Below are 14,733 nucleotides of genomic sequence, written 5' to 3'. Positions count from 1 at the left end.
CTGTCAGCCGCCGCAGCCGGATGGGACATGAGCGCCAGCAAGAGGATAACGGGAAAAAGTCTTGCTTGCCTCGCCAGCCATGCTCCGCAACACATCATCATCACGAACATTTCGGTCCTCCCTCAATCGTTGGCCGGTCGGTGTGGACAGGTGATAGAGCATTGGCGGGATGGAGCAAATGTCATCGACCAATATCCGGGCGGGGCAGCCTGCCATGGACGGGAGGACAACAACATGCTCGTACTGAAATCCGCAGGACGCGCCTTGGGAATGCTGGCCTTTGGCCTGGCGCTCTCGACGAGCCTTCAGGCACCGGCAAGCGCACAGCAGTCCACCGATACAGCCGCGGCAACATCGCAGGAGTCTCAGGTTCAGACGGTCAAGATCGGTTTCCTGAGAACCTACGAGAGGACTCTTGCCCTCTCGGTCCTCGACATTCCGCCGGAAGACATCGGCCTTGCGGGTGCGAATGTCGCGATCAACGACAACAACACCACCGGCTCCTTCATGGGCCAGAAATTCACCCTCGACACGGTGACGCTCGCCCCCGGTGACGACGTGGAAGCGCCGGCAAGGAAGATGCTTGCCGACGGTGTTCACTACATCGTCACCGACCTTTCGCCGGAAGACACGGTAGTGGTGGCCGATCTCGCCGATGCCGAAGGGGCTCTTGTATTCAACGCCGGCGCGACCGATGACCGGCTGCGCAACGACGACTGCCGTGCCAACATGCTCCACACCGCCCCGTCCCGGGCCATGCTGACCGACGGGCTGGCGCAATATCTGATGTGGAAGCAGTGGCGGGAATGGGCCCTGATCGCGGGCCAGCACGAGGATGATCAGCTCTTCGCCGAAGCCTTGAAGCGCTCGGCGAAGAAGTTCGGTGCCCAGATCGTCGCCGAAAAGACCTTCGAGGATCGCGGCGGCGCCCGGGCGACCGATTCCGGTCAGGCTCTCGTGCAGCGCCAGATCCCGGTCTTCCTGCAAGACCTGCCGGAACACGACGTCGTCGTCGTCGCCGACGAGAACGAGGTCTTCGGCACCTATGTCCCCTGGCGCACCTGGGTGCCGCGTCCCGTTGCCGGGACGGCGGGCCTCGTGCCAGGCTCCTGGCATCCGGCGAGCGAGCAATGGGGCGGTGCGCAGATCCAGAACCGCTTCGAGGACGCCTCCGGCCGCCGCATGGAGTCCAAGGACATGCAGGTCTGGACGGCGATCCGGGTGATCGGCGAAGCAGCCTCGCGGACCCAGTCGACGGATCCCGAACAGATCGATGCCTTCATCAAGGGCGAGGATTTCGCCGTCGCGGCGTTCAAGGGCCAGCGTCTGACGTTCCGGGACTGGAACTGGCAGCTGCGCCAGCCGGTGCTTCTCGGCACCGAGAATTCGGTGGTCACCGCGTCGCCGCAGGAAGGCTTCCTGCACCAGGTTTCCGAACTCGACACCTTGGGATACGACAGGCCCGAATCCACATGCTCCTTCGAAGAATGATCAACGAGCATGAACCGGCGTGAACAGATGGTGACGACAGGCGGCATTGCGACGAGCGGCAAGGTGCCGGGAACCGGGAACTGAGGCGATGTCGCTCAAGACCCGCCTCGCCCTGACGCTCGCGATCGCCTTCATCACCATCGTTCTGATCGGCGGCGTGCTGACCTTCTACCAGGCGCGCGAAAACATCCGCACCGAATTGCAGGCAGCGCGCAGCGTGGCGACCAACCGCGTTGCCCAGCTGGTCGCGGAGTTGCCTGCCACCCGTGACGTCTCGGGCAAGCTCGCCGGTTTCGTGCGGACCTTCAACGGCGACCGGCACGTGCGTGTTGTCCTGATCGACACGCTCGGTGTCATCCGCGACGAATCTATCCTGGCGGAGGATTACAACAGCCTGCCGGAATGGTTTGTGACGCTGCTCGGGTCGGAACCGGACACCGCGATCATGCCGCTGACGGCAGCCGCCGCGCCCATCACGTCGGTCGGGATCATCATCGATCCGCGAAACGAACTGACCGACGCCTGGGTCGATCTCTTGAGGGTTTTCGGGCTTCTCGTCCTGTTCCTGTCCATCGCATTCAGCGCGATCTGGATCGTCGCGGACCGGGCCCTGCGGCCGCTCGGCGCCATCCACGAAGCCTTCGCCCGGATCGGTACCGGCGATTACGACGCCAAGGCCGAGCCGCATGGCCCTCCGGAAATGCGCAATCTTGCCGCAGGGCTGAACCTGATGACGGAGCGGCTGAAGGCCATCTCCACCCGCAATCAACGACTCTCGGATCGGCTTCTGCATCTTCAGGACGAGGAGCGCACCCAACTGGCCCGGGATCTCCATGACGATGTCGGCCCGCTGCTCTTTGCGATCGACGTCGACGCCTCGGGGATCAAGCGGCTGGCGCGCGATCCCTCCAAAGATCCCGAAACCATCGTCGAGCGGGCCGGCGCCATCACCTCGGCCGCCCATGAGGCGCGAAAGGAACTGCGACGGATCCTGACCAATCTGCGCCCGGGCACGATGCCGGGCCTGGGGTTGAAGGCGGCCGTCGAGGAGATGATCGCCGATCTGCAGGGCCGCCACCCCGACGTCGCGTTCGAAATGGACATCCCCGACGGCGATTTCGGCGCGACGATCGAAACGCTCGTCCATCGCGCGGTGCGAGAGGCGGTCACCAACGCTCTGCGTCACGGCAAGCCGCGGCGCATCGCCATCGACGTCGCGTTGGCGCCCGGCCGGTTGGACTTTTCCATCGTCGACGACGGCGGGGGCTTTTCCGGCAATGCACCGAGCGGTGGCTTCGGCCTCGTCGGCATGGCCGAGCGGATCGAGGCGGCGGGTGGAGAACTCTCCGTCGAGACTGTCGAGCGGCCGCGCGGTGTGCGGATTGCAGGCTGGATCCCCCTTGCCAGCACCCACTCAACAGCCGATAGGCATGATAGTAATGGTGACGAACGATCTGCCGTCACGGCTTCATTCGAGGATGCGTCATGAACCTCCTGATCGTCGACGACCACAAGGTGGTGCGGGACGGCATTCGCCGTCTCGTCGAAACCATGACGATCGAATCGATCGCCGAGGCCGAGAGCCCGTCTGAGGCTCTGGCCCAGTTCCGCAAGGTCCGGCCCGACGTCACCATCCTCGACATCAATCTGAAGAACGGTAGCGGGCTCGACGTTCTGCGCCGGCTTCGGGCGGATGATCCGAAGGCAAAGATCGTCATCTTCTCCATGTATTCGGACGTCGTCTATGCCGTGTCCGCCCGGCGCGAGGGCGCACTCGGCTATGTCTCGAAGAGCGCCCCGTCGGACGAACTTCTGACCGCGGTGGAAAAGGCCATGGCGGGCGAGCCCTATGTGGATAGCGAGACCTCGGCCCTGATGACCGATCATGCCTCGCGCGAAACCGGTGTCGCGGAACTGACCCGCCGCGAACTGCAGATCCTCCACATGCTGGGCGACGGCAAGAGCCTGACCGACATCGCCGATGGGCTGGGCATCGCCTACAAGACGGTCGCCAACACCTCGACCCGCATCAAGGAGAAGCTCGGCGTCGAGCGGACCTCCGATCTTGTCCGCTTCGCGATCGAGACAAAGGGCGGGCGCATGCTCGGCGGCGAAAGCTGATTTTGACGCTCCACAAAGCGATCCGGGAAGTATTCCCGTTGCTCAGCCGAATTTTCATAAGATAGCATGCCCGCATCGAAACGACCATAAACGCATCACTCACAACAACGAGGGAAGTGAAAAGTGGTCTATATTTTCAGGTCGGTCTGTAAATCTGTTCGCAGAGCTGCGAGCGGACCGAGGAGATTTACGTCATGATCAAGAATATTGTCGTTGCGTTGGCGTTTCTGGCCGCGGGCAGTGTTTCGGCCGGCGCTCAGGAAGACGACACGGTCGAGGAGATGGCCTCCGCCGAAGAGGCACAGAAGGTCAACGAGACGCTGGCCAAGATCGGCTGCACCGCCCCGGCGATCGAGAAGGAGAGCGAGACGCTCTACGAGATCGACGACGCCACCTGCGAGATCGGCCAGTACGACATCAAGCTGAATGGTGACTTCAAGATTGTGGTGATGTCACTGGACGAATAGCACGGCTTGTCGCATGTCCAAGAGCGGGCGAGCCATTCGTCCGCCTCAACACGTTCAGGCCGCATGGGAGGAATAATGAGACGACTGCCGACCCTGGCGCTCGCCACGATGCTCGCGATGGGCACGAGCCCCGCCTTCGCCTACAAGATCTTCGTCTCGAACGAGAAGGGCAACGACATCACCGTGCTCGACTCGGAGAATTTCGAGGTGGTCGACACGTTCGACGTGGGCCAGCGGCCCCGCGGCATCGCCGTCAGCCCGGACGGCGAGAGCCTCTATGTCTGCACGAGCGACGACGACATCATCAAGGAGTTCTCGACGGACACCTACGAGTTCATCCGCACGCTTCCGTCGGGCCCGGATCCGGAGCTCCTGGTGGTCGCACCGAACGGCGACCGGCTCTATGCGGCGAACGAGGACGACAATCTCGTCACCGTGATCGATCTCGAGACAGGGGGACGACTCGCGGAAATTCCCGTCGGCGTGGAACCTGAAGGCATGGGCATTTCGCCGGACGGCCAGATGATCGTCAACACGTCGGAAACGACGAACATGGCGCATTTCATCGACCGCGATAGCCAGCAGATCGTCGCCAACGTCCTGGTCGATTCCCGTCCGCGCTTCGCCCAGTACAAGAAGGACGGGACCGAGGTTTGGGTCTCGGCCGAGATCGGCGGAACCGTGTCGGTCATCAATGCCGAGACGAAAGAGATCAAGCAGAAGATCACCTTCGAGATCCCCGGCATCCGCTCCGAAGCGATCCAGCCCGTGGGCGTGCGGATCACCCAGGACGACTCCAAGGCCTATGTCGCGCTCGGACCGGCAAACCGGGTCGCCGTGATCGACGCCAACACCTACGAGGTGCTGGACTACCTTCTCGTCGGCCAGCGGGTCTGGCAGCTCGCTTTCTCGCCGGACGGCGAATACCTTTTCACCACCAACGGCATCTCGAACGACATTTCCATCGTCGACGTGTCGGAGGACGAGGTGATCAAGTCCGTCCAGGTCGGTCAGCAGCCCTGGGGCGTCGCCGTGACGCCCGAATGATCGGGCTGCTTCTCCGGGAATCGACCAGCACTCAACCACGACATCCGCAATCGGGAGGGAATTCATGAAATCGATCTGGCTCGCCATGATGGCCGCCGTCTTCGGCCTGGGAGTCACCATGGCTCCGGTCAATACGGCCTGGGCCCAGGCCGACGACGATGACGACGCGGCGATGTCGTCCTCGCAGGCGGATGACGACGACGACGATGATGATGATGACGACGATGACATGGGCAGCGCGGCCATGGTGCCGCCGGCATCGGAACTGACCATTCCGCCGGGATCCGAAATGATGCCGGCCGCGGCTCTCAACGGCGACCAGCTCGGCCTGCCCAAGAACACTCTCTCCTCGCAGATCGTCACGCCGCTGATCCTTGGTGAAGGCGGGCAGCCCTTCGCCGTCAGCGACAACGATTTCTACCTGCGCGCCGGCCAGGCCTATCGTTGGGACATCAAGTCCGAGGGCGACGTCGAATACAAGTTCCGCGCGACCGACTTCTTCCGCAATGTCTGGATGAACCAGATCGTCATCGAGGATCTGGAAATCCACATGGCGGGCATGCCGGCCTGGCTCGAATACGACGCCCACGGCACGATCACCGTGCAGTTCCAGACGATCCGTCCGGGACGTTACGAGTGGCATGTCGAGGGCCTCGATGAGGACCAGGAGATGAGGGGCACGATCACCGTCGTTCCGTGATCGGAGCGTTCTCAGTATCGATGCGAGGCCGTGGGTCCATGCGACCCGCGGCCTCATGCCGTATGAGGCCCCTGCCCTAGATTTGCGCAGGGCGGCACCGAGACGGAACACGGAGCAACTTGGCAAGCATGAGCGAGAGCGACGAGACGACAACCGGCCTGCCGGCCTTGAAGGTCAACGGGGTCAGCCATTCCTATGGCCAACGCAAAGCGCTGGACGACGTCTCCTTCCACGTCCCGCAGGGATCGTTCACTGCCCTTCTCGGACCGAACGGCGCCGGCAAGTCGACCCTGTTTTCGCTGATCACCCGGCTGTTCGACGTGCGCCACGGCTCGATCGAGATCCTCGGCCACGATCTGAGCCGCGATCCCGGCGAGGCTTTGCGGCGGCTCGGCGTTGTCTTTCAGGCCCGCACCCTCGATCTCGACCTCTCGATCCGCCAGAACCTTGCCTACCATGCCGCCCTTCACGGTCTTTCCGGGTCTGCGGCTCGCCGCCGGATCGACGAGATCCTGGCCGGCAATGCCCTGCATGACCGCCTGGGCGACAAGGCCCGTAATCTTTCGGGCGGACAGCTTCGCTCGATCGAGATCGTCCGGGCCTTCATCCACCGGCCGCGCCTGATCCTGCTCGACGAACCGACCGTCGGGCTCGATATTCGCTCTCGCGCCGCGATCCTGGCCGAAGTGCGGCGCCTGGTGAACGAGGAAGGCGTCAGCGCGCTCTGGGCGACCCATCTGATCGACGAGATCGATGAAACCGACCGGGTCGTCGTCCTCCATCACGGCAAGGTTCTCGCCGAAGGCAACGTACCCGAGATCGTGGCAGCCGAAGGCGTCGGCTCGATCAGCGACGCGTTCACCCAGTTGACAGGGCTCGAAGCGAGGAAAGTCCAGGCGGAGATGGTCGCATGAGCCAGGCAACGCTGGAAAAGCGCGACCAGACGACAGCCGAAAGGCGCGGCTTTCCGCTCTCGGCCTATCTGATCTGCGCGCGCGGCATCATTGGCCGCGAGGGCCTGCGCTTCCTGCATCAGCGCGAGCGCTTCGTCTCGGCCCTGGTGCGCCCGCTCCTGTGGCTGTTCATCTTCGCCGCCGGTTTCCGGCAGGTCCTGGGGGTGTCGATCATCGCGCCCTACCAGACCTACGTGCTCTACGAGGTCTACATCACGCCCGGCCTCATGGGCATGATCCTGTTGTTCAACGGCATGCAGTCCTCGCTCTCCATGGTCTATGATCGCGAGACCGGCACGATGAAGACGCTGCTCGTCTCGCCTCTGCCGCGCTGGTTTCTCCTGGTCTCGAAGCTCTCCGCCGGCGTCGCGGTCGGCGTGTTGCAGGTCTATGTCTTCCTTGCGATCGCCTGGTTCTGGGAGGTCCAGCCGGACTGGCAGGGCTATCTCTATGTCCTGCCCGCGATCATCCTGGCGGGTCTCATGCTGGGCGCCCTCGGCATGCTGCTGTCCTCCTTGATCCAGCAGCTCGAGAACTTCGCCGGCGTGATGAACTTCGTGATCTTCCCGATGTATTTCGCCTCGTCGGCCCTGTACCCGCTATGGCGCATTCGCGAATCGAGCCCGCTCCTCTTCGAGATCTGCCGGTTCAATCCCTTCACGCACGCGGTCGAATTGATGCGCTTTGCGCTTTATGGCCAACTGAACCTCGAAGCCCTGGCCATCGTTGCCGGCTGCACCATCGTGTTTCTGGGCGGAGCGATCCTGGCCTACGATCCGTCGCGGGGAATCATCAGCCGCAAACGGCAATAGGTCCGCTGGCATGGCCCGTCCGGGAAGCGCATGCCGACGAGGACATCAATCGACGGGAGGAGAATCATGCTTCCAACAGACGACAAGAGGCGTTCTCGCCTGACAGCCACCTTCGTCTCCACCGCCGCGATGGCGCTTGTGCTGACTTTCGGCTCGGCTCATGCCCAGTCACGGGACGAGTCCCAACCGCGCGAAATTCCCGAAGGCTTCGTCCTGCCTGGTCCTCCGCCGGTCAACGCGCCAGAGGCTGGCGAAACAGCCCCCGAACAACCCGAAGCTTCCGAGCCAGCCGATCCACCGGCGGCGGCTGCCGGCGAATCCGGCCAGAATTCGGGGTCCGGCGTCACCTCGGCCGGCGGCGTGACGCCCCAAGGGCAAAACACCGTCGTCGGCACCGGCCAGACGACCACGAATCCTATGGCCTTCGCCACAGCCCCGGAGCCCGGCACGACCAACTGGCCCTGCGTCCAGCGGAAGGTGGATGTGATCTCCACCGCCCAGGTCTGGGCCGGCCCCTCCCTGCCCGAGCCGGACAGCGTCGAACTCACCGCCGACATGCGCGAGCTGATCGATACCGTGGCCGCGCGGCGTCTGCCGCTCTCGGAGGCGGAAGCCATGGTGAAGGAGTTCCTCGATAGCCTTCCGGAAGCAGAACGCGAGGCCAAGGCGACCGCGCTGTTCTCGGCGCTGCTTGATCGTTTCAACACCGAGCGAAGCCAGATCATGCGCGGCATCGAACGCTATGGCGCCAAACAGAAGGCGCTGGCCGCCAAGCTTCGCGAGATGAGCGTCGAGTTCGGCACCTTGCAGCGCAACCCGACGGCCAACCCAACCCAGCTCGACGAAGCCCGGCAGGCGCTGCTCTGGGACAAACGCATCTTCGACGAGCGGCGGCAGTCGCTCACCTATGTCTGCGAAGTGCCAACTCTCATCGAGCAACGGGCCTTCGCGCTCGGGCGCGCCGTCCAGCGGGCGCTGTGACGATGGCCGCGCCGGAAACGCCCGAGATCACGCTGCGCTCGCTGCACGGAGACTATGCGGTCAGCCGGCTCGAAGCCACGGCGGCAATCCCGGCTTGGGCGGACGGCGAGGGCTTCGTCTCGATCACCCGCACGACGGACGAGCTATCGATCATCTGCCTCGAAAAGCGCGTTCCTTCGAATGTGCGCAGCGAGGGCGGCTGGCGCTGCCTGCAGTTCGTCGGGCCCTTCGCCTTCGACGAGACGGGTATCGCCGCTGCCGTGCTTCAGCCCTTGGCGGAGGCCGAAATCGGCATCATGCTGGTCTCGAGCTTCGACACCGACTACCTCCTCGTGAAGACGGTCGATGCCGGACGGGCGAGCCAGGCGTTGCTCGCCGCCGGCCACCTCGTCGCCGCCGAAGACTGACAGTTTCCGACAGCGCTCACATCACCTCGTAGACCGGCCCCTCCCCGCCCTGGGGTGGCATCCAGTTGATGTTCTGGTTCGGGTCCTTGATGTCGCAGGTCTTGCAGTGGACGCAGTTCTGCGCGTTGATCACGAACTTGTCCTGACCGTCTTCCTCGACCCATTCGTAGACCCCGGCCGGGCAATAGCGCTGGGACGGCCCGGCATAGACGCCGAGTTCGGAGGATTTCTGCAACTCGACATCCCTCACCTGCAGGTGCACCGGCTGGTCTTCCTCGTGATTGGTGTTCGAGAGATAGACCGACGACACCTTGTCGAAGGTGAGTTCTCCGTCCGGCTTCGGATAGTCGATCGGCTTGCAGTCCTTCGCCGGCTTCAGCGTGGCGTAATCCGGTTTGCCGTGGCCTTTGGTGCCGAAGAAGGAAAAGCCGAACAGCGAATTCGTCCACATGTCGAGCCCGCCCAGCGCGATGCCGGCCATGGTGCCGAATTGCGACCAGAGCGGCTTGACGTTGCGCACCGGCTTGAGGTCGTCCCCGATCGGCGAAGACCGCCATTCTTCCTCATAGGCGTTCAGCCGATCCTGGGCCCGGCCCGCCTTGATCGCTTCCGCCGCTTTCTCCGCTGCGAGCATCCCCGACGTCATGGCGTTGTGCACGCCCTTGATGCGCGGCACGTTGACGAAGCCGGCCGAGCAGCCGATCAGCGCACCGCCCGGAAACACGAGCTTCGGCACCGACTGGAAGCCGCCCTCGGTGATCGCCCGGGCGCCATAGGCGATGCGCCTGCCGCCTTCGAGTAGCTCGGCGATGTCCGGATGGGTCTTGAACCGCTGAAACTCCTCATAGGGCGAGAGATAGGGGTTCGTGTAGTTCAGATGGACGACGAAGCCGACATAGACCTGGTTCTCGCCGAGGTGATAGACGAAGGAGCCGCCGCCGGTGGAATTGTCGAGCGGCCAGCCGAAGGAGTGCTGGATCAGGCCGGGCTTCGACTTTTCGGGTTTGACCTCCCACAGTTCCTTCATGCCGAGGCCGAACTTCGCCGGCTCGCGGCCCGCATCGAGCCCGTAGGCCTCGATCGCGCGCTTGGCGAGGGAACCGCGCACGCCTTCGCCCAGGAAGACGTATTTGCCGAGAAGCGCCATGCCGCGCTGGAAGCTGCCGCCGGGCTCGCCCGCTCGCGTGACACCCATATCGCCGGTGGCGACGCCGATCACGTTGTTCCCGTTGTCGAAGAGAAGCTCGGCGGCCGCGAATCCCGGATAGATCTCGACGCCGAGCGCCTCGGCCTTTTCCGCCATCCACTTGCAGACGAGGCCAAGCGAGACGACGAAATTGCCGTGGTTCGACATCAGCTTCGGCATCATGAAATTGGGCAGCCGAAGCGAACCATGCGAGCCGTAAAAATAGAAGCGGTCCTCGCTGACTTCGGTCTTGATCGGTGTCTCCTCGTCCCGCCATTCGGGAAGCAGGCGATCGAGCGCGGAGGGATCGAGAACATTGCCCGAAAGAACGTGGGCGCCGACTTCCGCACCCTTTTCCAGAACGACGACGGAGAGTTCGGGATCGATCTGCTTCAGCCGGATCGCGGCTGCGAGCCCTGCCGGCCCGGCCCCGACAATCACCACGTCGAATTCCATCGACTCGCGTTCCGGCAAAGCCTCCGCCTCGCTCATGTTCTCTCCTAGCGTCCTTGGTGTCGTCTCCGCCGTGCGTTGCGCGGCATGTTTGGCCCCATTCCAAACAGAGCATTGGTCTCCGTTCTAGCTCGTTTTCCGCAAAGGTCGATGTTTCCCCCTGCAAACGGGCGCAATCGGACCCGTGAGACGCTTGACCACGCGCGGCCGGAGGGTGCTACAGCTTCGCCATTCTCGAACACGGAGTGATGGATGAACGCGCTCTTTCTCGGCGTTGCGATCGTCTTCGAAATCGTCGGCACATCCGCACTGAAGGCGTCGGATGGATTCACCCGGCTCTGGCCATCACTGATGACCGTCCTGTTCTACGCCTGCGCGTTCTACTTCCTGTCCCTGCCGCTGAGGACCATGCCGGTCGGCATCGTCTATGCCATCTGGTCGGGCTGCGGCATCGCGCTTCTCGCCATGATCGATCTCTTCTGGTTCAGGATCCACATCGATTTTGCCGGCTTTCTCGGCCTGGCTCTGATCGTCGGGGGTGTTCTGGTTATCAATCTCTTCTCTTCGACAGTCGGCCACTGAATTCATGTCGACATCTCGCCGAGGAGGTAACATTCGCTTAGCGAACCCCCTCTAAGATCACGGACTGACCACCCAGTTTGCATGAAGGTGCGCCATGTCCGCTCAACGCTATCGCCTTGTGACCCGCAGCGACTTCGACGGTCTCGTCTGCGGCATGCTGCTGAAGGAACTCGATCTCGTCGACGAGATCACCTTCGTGCACCCCAAGGACATGCAGGACGGCAAGGTGGCGATCACCGATCGCGACATCACCACCAATCTGCCCTACCGGTCCGAATGCCATCTCGCCTTCGATCACCATTCAAGCGAAATGCTCAGGAATAACGGGACGGCAAAGAATCACGTCATCGACCCGAAGGCGCCATCCGCGGCACGGGTCGTCTACGACTATTATGGCGGCGCAGAACGCTTCCCGATGATCCGGCAAGATCTGATGGATGCCGTCGACAAGGGCGATTCGGCCCAGTTCAGTCGCGACGAGATCCTCGACCCCACCGGCTGGGTGCTTCTAAACTTCCTGATGGATTCGCGCACCGGCCTCGGCCGTTTCCGCCAGTTCCGGATCTCGAACTACGAGCTGATGATGCAGCTCATCGACTATTGCCGCGAGCACTCGGTCGAAGAAATCCTGGCCCTGCCGGACGTCGCCGAGCGCGTCGACCTGTTCCGCGAGCAGCAGGAGAAATTCGTCGACCAGCTCATGCGCTGCTGCGAGGCCCATGGTCCCGTGGTCGTCCTCGATCTGAGGAACGAGGAGATCATCTATTCGGGCAACCGCTTCATGGTCTATGCGCTCTTCCCCGAGTGCAACATCTCGATGCATGTGATGTGGGGCCTGAAGCAGCAGAACACGGTGTTTGCTATCGGCAAGTCGATCCTCGATCGCAGTTCGCCCGTCGATGTCGGCGCCCTCTGTCTCGCCTATGGCGGTGGCGGGCATCATGCGGCCGGCACCTGCCAGGTCGACAATGATCGCGCCGACGAGGTGAAAGCCAAGCTGATCGAAACGGTCAAGGCGGGCGGCGGCGCTGCGACGGCCGAGGAACGCTTGAGCGCCTGAACCAGCAGCGCCGCACACCACCGCTGTGCCGAGAGACGATGGCGCAAAAAGCCATCGCCTTGCCTGCGCCCCTGCGGTAAGACCGCCGCATGAGGAATGCCGGCCCCCATTCACGTGAAGACGTCGCGGCCGCGCTTCTTGGCTGGATGCGGGACTCGGGCCTCGAGACCTTCCTGACCGAGACGCCCCGCAACCGTTTTGCCGAAACCGCGGCGGAGCGGGAGAAGCGGCAGGCGGCACGCCGTCCCGCTCAGGCGCCGGCGCCGAGCCCACGACCGGCTTCGCAAGCCCCCTCTCCATCCGAGCGGCGTCCCGAGCAGGAAGCTGCGGCGCGATCTGCGGAGCAGTCGGGATTTCCGACGGGCCGCGTCAGCGTGCCGGATGACGTCGCGGTGGCGGATGCGCGCGAGCGCGCCCGGGCCGCTGCCTCTCTCGGCGAACTCCGCGAAATGCTCGAAGCCTTCGACGGCTGCAATCTCAAGGTTACGGCCAAGACTACGGTCTTCGGCGAAGGACCCGAGACGGCGGACCTCATGCTGATTGGCGAGGCGCCGGGTCGCGACGAGGATCTGGCGGGCGTTCCCTTCGTCGGGCGCTCCGGCCAGCTTCTCAACCGCATGCTCTCGGCGATCGGCCTGGAGCGAGAGAATGTCCGCGTGACCAACGCGGTGCCATGGCGCCCTCCGGGCAACCGGCCTCCGACCCCGGTCGAGACCCGCATCTGCCTGCCCTTCATCGAGCGCCAGATCGAGTTGGTCGCGCCGAAGCTGCTGGTCTGTCTGGGTTCTCCCTCTGCAAAGGCGATCCTGGGCTCGCAGGAGGGAATTCTGCGCATTCGCGGGAAATGGACGACCTACAGCTTCGGGCTGGAGGAGTCGGCCACCATTCCGGCGATGGCGATCCTGCATCCGGCTTATCTCCTGCGCCAGCCCGCCCAGAAGCGGCTCGCCTGGCGCGACCTCCTGGCGCTGAAGACCCGGCTGGACACAGTTTCGTGATCATGGCTCGAAGCCGCTGAAACGTCACGAAATTGCCTCCCGCCGACACCTCGCCAAATCAGCGGCGAGGCTCTAGAGGCATCGGTCTCGATTCGATTTCGCCAGAGCGTGAGTCCTCCATGCCGCTTCTCCCCGTCGCAGCGCTTTTGACCTCGACGTTTTTCCTGATGGCCGGCGCCGGCCTCATGGGTATTCTCCTGCCCGTGCGCGGTTCGATCGAGGGGTGGTCGAGCTACGAGATCGGCGCCTTCGGAACGAGCTACGCTCTGGCGTTCACGGCCGGCTGCGTCATCATTCCGTGGATCGTGCGCTCGGCCGGCCATGTTCGGACCTTTTCCAGCCTCTCGGCGCTGCTCGCGATCTCGATCCTGCTCTGCGCGATGGTGGTCGATCCTTGGGCCTGGGTCCTGTTTCGCGCCTTTTCGGGTTTTGCACTCGCCGGCAGCTACATGGTCATCGAAAGCTGGCTCAACGAGCGCGTCACCAACGAGACCCGGGGAACGATCTTCTCGGTCTACATGATCGTCACGATGTCGGCGATGATGGGCGGTCAGTACGTGATGCCGCTGACTCAGCCGGAACTGACCAATCCCTTCATGCTCTGTGCCATCGTCTTCGCGCTGGCGGTGATCCCGACCGCCTTGTCGCGGGCCCAGTCGCCGACCCCACTCGCCACGGTGAAGGTCGACGTCTTGGCCCTCTTCAAGAACTCACCAGTCGCGGCCGTCGGCATTCTGCTGGCGGGCATCCTCTCGGCCGGCTGGGGCAATATGGCACCCGTCTTCGGCCAGCAGGTCGGCCTTTCGACGACGGAGATCGCGACACTGACAGTGTCCGCGATGGCCGGCGGCGTCGTCTTCCAGATCCCGCTCGGCCGCGCTTCGGACCGCACCGACCGGCGCTATGTCATGACCATTGCCGGGATCATCGGCGTCGCTGCGGCCGTGGCGGGCGTCTATATCTCGGACAAGGGTTCCCTCGCTCTGTTCGGCACGGCCTTCGTGCTGGGCGGCATCATCTATCCCGCCTATTCACTCGCGGTCGCCCATGCCAACGACTATGCCGACGACGCCGACTTCGTGAAGGTTTCGAGCAGCCTGCTCATCCTCTACGGCATCGGCACGATGATCGGTCCCATCTATGCCGCTGTGCTGATGGAACAGATCGGCCCGATCGGCATCTTCCAGGCGATGGGTTCGGCGATGGCGATCTACGCGGCCTTCGCCTTCTATCGGACCTTCCGCCGCGTCGCGATCCCCGCCAACGAGCGGCCGGACTTCCAGAACATTCCCTTCGCACGGGTCCAGACGCCGGCGAGCTTCGCCCTGGATCCGCGCGCCGAGGCGAGCCTCGAGGCCGCGGCGGAGGAATCACAGGATCACGCATCGAGCCCCGCCTATGTGGATGCCAAATAACCGCCCGGCCCACAGCGAGGGGCTGTCAACGTAGCTCGCCACAGCGCAAGGCTTGCCCAA

15 protein-coding genes are annotated in these 14,733 nt (G+C 63.6%); 14 read left to right on the top strand and 1 reads right to left on the bottom strand.

Annotation, left to right across the window (positions count from 1 at the left end; genetic code table 11):
• Window positions 1–234 precede the first annotated feature (234 nt).
• The 10 genes from MF134_RS08280 to MF134_RS08235 all read left to right on the top strand — a co-directional run bounded on the left by MF134_RS08280 (window position 235) and on the right by MF134_RS08235 (window position 8,979).
• Window positions 235–1,491 carry an ABC transporter substrate-binding protein gene (locus tag MF134_RS08280; protein ID WP_255338954.1) on the top strand — a complete coding sequence of 419 codons (1,257 nt, stop codon included), beginning with the start codon at window positions 235–237 and terminating at the stop codon, window positions 1,489–1,491.
• Between the two features lie 88 nt (window positions 1,492–1,579).
• The gene (locus tag MF134_RS08275; protein WP_255338953.1) at window positions 1,580–2,980 is read left to right on the top strand and encodes a sensor histidine kinase; all 1,401 of its coding nucleotides are present in this window, start codon (window positions 1,580–1,582) and stop codon (window positions 2,978–2,980) included.
• The gene (locus MF134_RS08270; RefSeq protein ID WP_255338952.1) at window positions 2,977–3,612 is read left to right on the top strand and encodes a response regulator transcription factor; all 636 of its coding nucleotides are present in this window, start codon (window positions 2,977–2,979) and stop codon (window positions 3,610–3,612) included. The genes MF134_RS08275 and MF134_RS08270 overlap by 4 nt, the downstream gene beginning before the upstream one ends.
• 194 nt (window positions 3,613–3,806) lie before the next feature.
• Window positions 3,807–4,079, top strand: a complete 273-nt coding sequence (locus MF134_RS08265; protein ID WP_255338950.1) for a hypothetical protein — start codon at window positions 3,807–3,809, stop codon at window positions 4,077–4,079.
• Between the two features lie 75 nt (window positions 4,080–4,154).
• A complete protein-coding gene (locus MF134_RS08260) occupies window positions 4,155–5,126 on the top strand; it encodes a PQQ-dependent catabolism-associated beta-propeller protein (protein ID WP_255338949.1) in 972 nt (323 codons plus the stop codon).
• A 64-nt stretch (window positions 5,127–5,190) separates the two neighbouring features.
• Entirely contained in the window at window positions 5,191–5,826 is a 636-nt protein-coding gene (locus MF134_RS08255; RefSeq protein WP_255338948.1) for a cupredoxin domain-containing protein, read from the top strand.
• A 128-nt stretch (window positions 5,827–5,954) separates the two neighbouring features.
• Window positions 5,955–6,740, top strand: coding sequence for an ABC transporter ATP-binding protein (locus MF134_RS08250; RefSeq protein ID WP_255338947.1), 786 nt, complete (start codon window positions 5,955–5,957; stop codon window positions 6,738–6,740).
• Window positions 6,737–7,591, top strand: coding sequence for an ABC transporter permease (locus tag MF134_RS08245; RefSeq protein WP_255338945.1), 855 nt, complete (start codon window positions 6,737–6,739; stop codon window positions 7,589–7,591). The genes MF134_RS08250 and MF134_RS08245 overlap by 4 nt, the downstream gene beginning before the upstream one ends.
• Before the next feature lie 66 nt (window positions 7,592–7,657).
• Window positions 7,658–8,572, top strand: a complete 915-nt coding sequence (locus MF134_RS08240) for a hypothetical protein (protein ID WP_255338944.1) — start codon at window positions 7,658–7,660, stop codon at window positions 8,570–8,572.
• 2 nt (window positions 8,573–8,574) lie between these two features.
• On the top strand, window positions 8,575–8,979 hold the full coding sequence (locus MF134_RS08235) for an ACT domain-containing protein (RefSeq protein WP_255338943.1): 405 nt from the start codon (window positions 8,575–8,577) through the stop codon (window positions 8,977–8,979).
• A 16-nt stretch (window positions 8,980–8,995) separates the two neighbouring features.
• On the opposite strand, the gene MF134_RS08230 is transcribed toward MF134_RS08235, so the two are convergent.
• Entirely contained in the window at window positions 8,996–10,657 is a 1,662-nt protein-coding gene (locus MF134_RS08230) for an electron transfer flavoprotein-ubiquinone oxidoreductase (protein ID WP_255338942.1), read from the bottom strand.
• Between the two features lie 213 nt (window positions 10,658–10,870).
• Here MF134_RS08230 and MF134_RS08225 point away from each other — a divergent pair, with 213 nt between their 5' ends.
• The 4 genes from MF134_RS08225 to MF134_RS08210 all read left to right on the top strand — a co-directional run bounded on the left by MF134_RS08225 (window position 10,871) and on the right by MF134_RS08210 (window position 14,673).
• Window positions 10,871–11,200, top strand: a complete 330-nt coding sequence (locus tag MF134_RS08225) for a DMT family transporter (protein WP_255338941.1) — start codon at window positions 10,871–10,873, stop codon at window positions 11,198–11,200.
• Window positions 11,201–11,294: 94 nt separating this feature from the next.
• Complete coding sequence (locus MF134_RS08220; RefSeq protein WP_255338940.1) at window positions 11,295–12,260, top strand: exopolyphosphatase; 966 nt, start codon at window positions 11,295–11,297, stop codon at window positions 12,258–12,260.
• A gap of 89 nt (window positions 12,261–12,349) precedes the next feature.
• A complete protein-coding gene (locus MF134_RS08215) occupies window positions 12,350–13,258 on the top strand; it encodes a uracil-DNA glycosylase (protein ID WP_255338939.1) in 909 nt (302 codons plus the stop codon).
• Window positions 13,259–13,377: 119 nt separating this feature from the next.
• On the top strand, window positions 13,378–14,673 hold the full coding sequence (locus MF134_RS08210; RefSeq protein ID WP_255338938.1) for an MFS transporter: 1,296 nt from the start codon (window positions 13,378–13,380) through the stop codon (window positions 14,671–14,673).
• Window positions 14,674–14,733 lie beyond the last annotated feature (60 nt).

This window comes from Jiella marina, from assembly GCF_024359545.1.
Classification (GTDB): Bacteria; Pseudomonadota; Alphaproteobacteria; order Rhizobiales; family Rhizobiaceae; genus Jiella.
Note: the sequence above shows the minus strand (reverse complement) of the source record. Positions and strands in the feature narration are given on the sequence as shown.

Excerpts from the sequence above, each read along its gene's own strand:
- MF134_RS08280 (WP_255338954.1), top strand. The coding sequence starts at position 235 with ATGCTCGTACTGAAATCCGCAGGACGCGCCTTGGGAATGCTGGCCTTT.
- MF134_RS08275 (WP_255338953.1), top strand. The coding sequence starts at position 1,580 with ATGTCGCTCAAGACCCGCCTCGCCCTGACGCTCGCGATCGCCTTCATC.
- MF134_RS08270 (WP_255338952.1), top strand. The coding sequence starts at position 2,977 with ATGAACCTCCTGATCGTCGACGACCACAAGGTGGTGCGGGACGGCATT.
- MF134_RS08265 (WP_255338950.1), top strand. The coding sequence starts at position 3,807 with ATGATCAAGAATATTGTCGTTGCGTTGGCGTTTCTGGCCGCGGGCAGT.
- MF134_RS08260 (WP_255338949.1), top strand. The coding sequence starts at position 4,155 with ATGAGACGACTGCCGACCCTGGCGCTCGCCACGATGCTCGCGATGGGC.
- MF134_RS08255 (WP_255338948.1), top strand. The coding sequence starts at position 5,191 with ATGAAATCGATCTGGCTCGCCATGATGGCCGCCGTCTTCGGCCTGGGA.
- MF134_RS08250 (WP_255338947.1), top strand. The coding sequence starts at position 5,955 with ATGAGCGAGAGCGACGAGACGACAACCGGCCTGCCGGCCTTGAAGGTC.
- MF134_RS08245 (WP_255338945.1), top strand. The coding sequence starts at position 6,737 with ATGAGCCAGGCAACGCTGGAAAAGCGCGACCAGACGACAGCCGAAAGG.
- MF134_RS08240 (WP_255338944.1), top strand. The coding sequence starts at position 7,658 with ATGCTTCCAACAGACGACAAGAGGCGTTCTCGCCTGACAGCCACCTTC.
- MF134_RS08235 (WP_255338943.1), top strand. The coding sequence starts at position 8,575 with ATGGCCGCGCCGGAAACGCCCGAGATCACGCTGCGCTCGCTGCACGGA.
- MF134_RS08230 (WP_255338942.1), bottom strand. The coding sequence starts at position 10,657 with ATGAGCGAGGCGGAGGCTTTGCCGGAACGCGAGTCGATGGAATTCGAC.
- MF134_RS08225 (WP_255338941.1), top strand. The coding sequence starts at position 10,871 with ATGAACGCGCTCTTTCTCGGCGTTGCGATCGTCTTCGAAATCGTCGGC.
- MF134_RS08220 (WP_255338940.1), top strand. The coding sequence starts at position 11,295 with ATGTCCGCTCAACGCTATCGCCTTGTGACCCGCAGCGACTTCGACGGT.
- MF134_RS08215 (WP_255338939.1), top strand. The coding sequence starts at position 12,350 with ATGAGGAATGCCGGCCCCCATTCACGTGAAGACGTCGCGGCCGCGCTT.
- MF134_RS08210 (WP_255338938.1), top strand. The coding sequence starts at position 13,378 with ATGCCGCTTCTCCCCGTCGCAGCGCTTTTGACCTCGACGTTTTTCCTG.